The sequence below is a fragment of the Daejeonella sp. genome (assembly GCF_049655485.1).
In the GTDB taxonomy this organism is placed as follows: Bacteria; Bacteroidota; Bacteroidia; order Sphingobacteriales; family Sphingobacteriaceae; genus Daejeonella.
The window spans coordinates 1-4,852 of record NZ_JBASJU010000301.1 but is presented as its reverse complement, the minus strand read 5'-3'; the positions used below and the strand labels follow the sequence as shown (position 1 = coordinate 4,852).

General features: G+C 40.0%; 3 protein-coding genes, 1 tRNA gene and 1 pseudogene. 1 reads left to right on the top strand and 4 read right to left on the bottom strand.

What is annotated here, in order from left to right:
- Positions 1 to 250: 250 nt before the first annotated feature.
- Complete coding sequence (istB, locus tag WBJ10_RS12520) at positions 251 to 1,000, bottom strand: IS21-like element helper ATPase IstB (RefSeq protein ID WP_424290790.1); 750 nt, start codon at positions 998 to 1,000, stop codon at positions 251 to 253.
- Positions 1,001 to 1,074: 74 nt separating this feature from the next.
- Positions 1,075 to 2,628 (bottom strand): IS21 family transposase, encoded by a 1,554-nt coding sequence (gene istA, locus WBJ10_RS12515; protein WP_424290788.1) that lies wholly within the window; start codon positions 2,626 to 2,628, stop codon positions 1,075 to 1,077.
- Between the two features lie 358 nt (positions 2,629 to 2,986).
- On the opposite strand from istA, the gene WBJ10_RS12510 reads away from it, so the two are divergent.
- Entirely contained in the window at positions 2,987 to 3,715 is a 729-nt protein-coding gene (locus WBJ10_RS12510) for a response regulator transcription factor (RefSeq protein WP_424290786.1), read from the top strand.
- Between the two features lie 530 nt (positions 3,716 to 4,245).
- Here the strand turns inward: WBJ10_RS12510 and WBJ10_RS12505 are convergent.
- A tRNA-Ser gene (locus tag WBJ10_RS12505) sits at positions 4,246 to 4,332 on the bottom strand.
- Positions 4,333 to 4,582: 250 nt separating this feature from the next.
- Positions 4,583 to 4,852: pseudogene (locus WBJ10_RS12500) on the bottom strand (HD family phosphohydrolase); the annotation flags it as partial.

Sequence of the window (4,852 nt, the reverse complement as noted above, 5' to 3'; positions counted from 1 at the left end):
CCTGAGAAGGATTGTCGATGAAATACCAGATTGCTCGGAATTCGATGTTTTTCAGATGGTGTTGGAGCCTGTCATTCAAAGCAATCCTAATAATTACTCCGGATTATTTAGTTGTTATGATTTGTTGTAGCCGGTAAGAAAGAATACAGTGTTTTTGGCAATTAGCGATACAGAACATTCGGCAAGAATGCTGTCGAAGAATCGGCAAGAATGAATGCAGAGTTCAATTTCAAAAGTAGTTTAATTCCGTTTAGGATTCGAAGAAAGTTTGTCTGTTTTGTAAGCGGTAACTGTCTCCGGTTAAACTCACTATTTCACACCTGAAAAGTAGCCGGTCCAGCAGAGCTGTAGCAATCACTTCATCGTCCAGCATTTTGGCCCATTCGGTAGGTTTTTTATTGGTGGTTATGACAATAGAGGTAGATTCATAAATGTGATTAATAAAGTTAAAGAATGCTACGGCGAGGTTTTTTTCCAGCGGAAAGAGCATGATATCATCCAGAACGATCATGTTGGCTTTTAACAGCCGGTTATACTCTACCATCTGCGATTTAACAAAGTCCTTGGTTTTAAGAGTGTTTACGATATCTTCCATGGATCTGAAATAAGCTTTGTAACCGGCTTTGACAGCATCCCTGCATAAACCAGCTGCTAAAAAGGTTTTACCTGTTCCACTGGGACCTAATAGCACCATATTAAACAATTGATCCATCCAGTTCAATTCTCTTAATTGGGCGAGCCGTTCCGTTTTGAGGCCATTTTTTTCAGCATCATACTGTCCCAGGTCCGTACTTCTGGGCAACCCTGCTGATTTCAGCCGTTTGGCTTCATCCTTACTTTGCCGGTGATTGACCTCGCTTTGCAGCAGCGTTAAAGTGAACTGCATAAAGCCCGAGCCTTGTTTTTCTGCCTCGGTGACGGTAGTCTCCAGATGAGCAGCCATGCCAGTTAGCATGAACTTACTGCAGAGTTGCTTGATTTCCTGTTTTTGTGTTTCCATTTTGTTTTTAGGTTATTTATTGGCGTGTAATGGGGCCATAACCAGGTGCTATGGCCCTTAAAGCATGTTACTGTTTAAAAGAGATTTTCGTAGGTACTTAGGTTACTCTGATCCGGAATGGTGTCTGCATTCCTTCTTCCTTCTCCGCTCAGCGGGTTCATCTGTATGATGGTGTGCGGCAAGCTGTCTTTCTGCTCTTCACGTTTTAAAGCCTGTACAATCGCTTTAAAGTCAGTAGCACTGACAATCTTATGCTGACAAGCATAGTTAAGTGCCTGGGATGCAATATGAGGGTCAAGGCCCGTAACCGTAGCTTTAAGCAACTGAATCTGATCGCGGATATAGCGTGGCTTATGATCTTTGATCTGACTGACCCAGTTTAATGCCTGTAACTTGTTTTCCATCATCTCACTAAAGTCCCCCATCATCTCGGCAATAGCCGCCAGTTTATCCCTTCCATGATCCCTGGCAAGGATCTTTTGTCCCTTGAGCAGGCAGATGTCATGCCGGCAGATCTCCTGTTCTTTTTGATTAATCATAATCAGCTGATCCAGGGTGACCTTCAGAAACACGGTGGTTCCTTTCCCCTTATAGGTACCAAGCGGTACGCTGTATACATTGCTTTTATAAGAGATCTTATTGTCTTTATGAACCGAATAAAGCGGGTACTTTTCTTTTTCTGGTATAACAGGGTACCAGGGATTCAGGAAGTCCATTTCAATCTGGTGTTCTTCGATCGGTACTTTCTTTGTGGTGCCATGTTCCAGGGCATTACCCGTACGGATTAGCCAGTCATGAACTTCATCATTCAGGGTTTCCAGGTCTTTAAAAGAACGGTTATATAAGAAGTTCTGCTTAATGTACTTGACTACATTCTCTACTTTACCTTTGCTTTCCGGATCTGCCTTCCTGCAGAAGTATGTACTAAAAGAACTCTGGCTTACATAAGAGCGGAATGCTGAAGTCATGATAATATCCCCCAGGTTCTCTGAGATCATAAATAGCCGGTCCTGGTCGTATACAATCTCCACCGGACAACCTTTTATGGCCTGAAAGGCGCTTTCATGTGCATCAATAACCGATGTGGTGGTAAAGGGAGTATCGCTGAAAAGAATATACTTATATCTGGAACGGGAAAGAACAAAAGTGAAGAACTGTACTTTTTTGGTTTTGCCCAGCGTAGTGGTCATATTGTAAAAGCCGAAATCAACCTGTGCCTGTAATCCGTATGCAAGTTCCGCTACGCAGGCATAGTCTCTTTGTTTTTCAACTTTAGGGATATTATACTTTCCCCTGACCGCATGAACAAAGTTAAATACCGTTTTCTGACTGACTACCGGGAAATTCTGATGATGTTCCTTTAACCAGTCATGCATTTGTGCAGCAGGGGTAGCGGGATGCGCCAGCAGCTTGTCTTTGACAAACTCCTGGTATAGTTCCAGAGATCTTTTTCTTCCTGCAGGGGCTTCCTGCTCTTTCAGATATTGTGCTTCGTCCAGACTTAAAAGGCGTTTAGCCGTCCGCCAGTCCATTCCAAGATAATCTGCAATACCTTGAATGGAAAAACCTTCCCTCTCCATTTGGTGTACTTGATGATAGGTCATAAGTTTGTTTAAATAATAGTTCATTGAATACCTCGTTTTTGTCGTTAAAAACAAAGGTGTTCTTTCTTTTGGGGCGGTGCCCCAAAAGATGAACTATGTATTCATTCTTGCCATTTTCCCAACACCATTCTTGCCATTTATCCTGTATCCTTAATTGCCATTTATCCTGTAGTCTTATTTACCGTTTACAGGGAGTTTAAGGTTGATTATTTAAGCCCTAATGTTCTTGCGATAAATTAATGTTCACAATATCCGGTTCTGGGTATTTTTTATATTTTTAATCATTGTTACCTTTTTTCTAAAACGTTAAAACTCGTGGCTTTAACGCGGTTTGAGGGTACCCAGACATTCAACGAATTGAGAAAGCATTGTTAATATTGATATGCAAACCAATAAATTATCTTCTCAGGAAATAACTGATCTCGCTAACCGTCAAGTTTTTACCCTTGAAAACGGCCATGCTAACGGTCATTACAGTCTGAACGATATTGGTGATCTCGTACCAGGGGCAATAATAGTGCATGATATCCAGGCTTTACAAACAACGTATATGAATTCCTGGGGATGTGAAGCGTTAGGTCATTCAATAGATGAAATAAATGCGATGGGGGAAGATTATTACAAAAAATTCTTTTTACCCGATGAAGTGCGCTCGTTTTTACCCGGAATGTTAAATTACTTCCAACGAGAGGATCATAGCTCATTATACAGCTTTTTTCACCAGGTAAGAACTGGCCCAAAAATGGAATTTAGTTGGCATTATGCAGTGTGCAAATTTTTGAGGAAGGACAAAGATCTTAACAAGCCAAAAGAACTGATCATGGTGGCAAATCCAGTTTCTGGTATGGGGCTAATGGCTAACAAAGTAAATAAGCTTCTTGAAGAAAATGTATTCGTAACTAACAACTATAAGTATTTTGCATCGCTAAGCAAGAGGGAAAAAGAAGTTATCGCTTTACTGGCTAATGGTAAATCTAGCAGTGATATTGCAGATTTATTATTTATCTCCGCACATACGGTACAGACCCATCGAAAGAATATTAACAACAAACTGGAGTTAAATAGTTTTGCCGATCTTGTTCATTTTGCTATTGCATTTGAGCTGATTTAACATAATCCATTTTCTCGTTTTAAAAACGGTTGAATAGAAATTGCGATCTAATGCGACTCCTGCTATTTTATTCCGATAGTTGAATCCAAAACAAAATCCGAATGCCACTTTATAAGTGGTTTAAACAGGATCATCGTCATAATCCCGTATAATTGAAGCATAGACAGGTTCTTTTGATTCGCCTATTCAGTATGATTAATATAAGAGGATGCCTTTTTCGGTGGGTATTAATTATCTAATAGACTTGATAAATTCTCGCTTTAGAGGCTGCTTAGTTCCTTAGTGCATTAGATACCAGATGGCAATTAAAGTTTCCACTATGATACGGAAAATGGTGCTTTACATCCCTACATTTAGAATGTTGTCGCTATATATTGGAATTGTAACCCTTTAATAGTGACAAAACGACGACTCAAATATAGGAGAGGAGTTGTTAGTAGGCAACAGCGTAAAATTTGCTGCCTATTGAAAGTTAATTAAACAAAAAAGCCAATTACGTTATGTAAAAGGCTATAATTAATAGATCATTGCGGAGAGAGAGGGATTCGAACCCTCGGTACCGTTGCCAGTACGACAGTTTAGCAAACTGTTCCTTTCGGCCACTCAGGCATCTCTCCGTTTAAAATAAAAAAGCCTCTTTCGAGGACTGCAAATATAGTAATTCAGATAGGCTGGCAAAAAATAATTTCACTAAAGTGGCATTTATTTAAAAATGAATTGAAACACAGTTCTATCTTCCTGATGATCAATACTCTGCAGATCTCAGGCCTTAAACCAAGCTCAATAACCTCATCTTTAGCCAACTCCTACTTCCTACTTCATACCTCAGACTTTATACCTCAGACTTCCTACCTCATACCCTATACCTTATTTATCAATCTGATAATCAATCCTTACATGATAAATACCCATAAGCATGGTTTTGAAGATCAGTTTGATCGTCTCGATATCTTTTAAAGTGATATTACTGTCTGTAAGTTGATCCTGGTCGAGTTTGTAATCAATAATACGCTCAACAAGGTTATTGATACTGGTAGCATCAGGCTCTTTTAAGCTACGTGAAGCAGCTTCTACTGAGTCGGCAAGCATAAGTACCGCCGTTTCCTTTGAAAAGGGGATAGGCCCTGGATAGCGGAA